This is a genomic window from Arthrobacter vasquezii, assembly GCF_029455255.1.
Taxonomy (GTDB): Bacteria; Actinomycetota; Actinomycetes; order Actinomycetales; family Micrococcaceae; genus Arthrobacter_D; species Arthrobacter_D parietis.
In genome coordinates, this window is the sequence record NZ_JAROKN010000126.1 from 1 (window position 1) to 1,061 (window position 1,061).

Sequence of the window (1,061 nt, forward strand, 5' to 3'; positions counted from 1 at the left end):
GGACGCCGGCGCCACGTCGAACGCCTGCGACACGTGGGAGGCCGGCCGCGACCCGAACCACTTGTGGAACGTCTGCGGCGCGAAGGCGGGGATCCTTCGGCGCTGGTCCACTCCCGCAAGCCGCAACCCAAGCTTCCCCAGACCCGGCAGGCTCACCAGCGCATTCACAACGCGCGGTGCAACCGAGGCCAGCATTGCCCACCGCGGCAACCAGCCGAGCGAATAGTGCGACGCCGGTCGGATCCGACCCTTGTAACTCTGGTGCAGCACTTCCGCCTTATAGGACGCCATGTCGATGCCCGTAGGACAATCCGAGGCGCACCCCTTGCACGACAGGCACAGATCGAGTGCCTCATGAACCTCCGGCGCCCGCCAGTTCGGCTTGCCGTGGTTGTGACCGACAGCCGCACCGCCAACAACGCTGCCGTTGATCATCTCCTGCAACGCCCGGGCGCGGCCCCGAGTAGAGTCCTTCTCCTCCAGCGTCGCGATGTAGGACGGACACATCACCGTCTGGTTATCCCTGTGCGCGGCGCGGCACTGGCCCACGCCGGTGCAGCGGTGGACCGCCTGGTTGAAGTCGCCGTCGTCATGTTCGTAACCGAACGCCAGTCCGGTACGCAGCGGGCCGGCCTCAGCTACGCGGACGTTCACGTCCAGCGGCTCAGGATCAACGAGCACTCCCGGGTTGAGGATGTTGTCCGGGTCGAGAATGCCCTTCACCTTGCCGAACAAGGACAGGGCCGCGGGCGTGTACATGAAGGGGAGGAGCTCGCTGCGCGCCCGCCCATCGCCGTGTTCGCCGGACAGAGATCCGCCGTACGATGCGACCAAACGCGCCGCATCGGTGAGGAAAGCGCGGAAGACTGCGGCGCCGTCGTCGTGCTGGAAGGGGAAGTCCAGCCTCACGTGGACGCAGCCGTCGCCGAAGTGGCCGAACGGGAATCCTGTGAGGTGATGGGTGAGCAGGAGTTCGTCGAACTCGCGCAGGTAATCGCCGAGGCGCTCCGGCGGAACGGCCGCGTCCTCCCACCCGGCATGCGCGGGCGCTCCCGCGGGCG

1 protein-coding gene is annotated in these 1,061 nt (G+C 67.4%); it reads right to left on the minus strand.

What is annotated here, in order from left to right:
• Positions 1-1,061: FAD-binding and (Fe-S)-binding domain-containing protein (locus P4U43_RS17905; protein WP_277359950.1), on the minus strand; the 1,061-nt coding region annotated here is incomplete at both ends.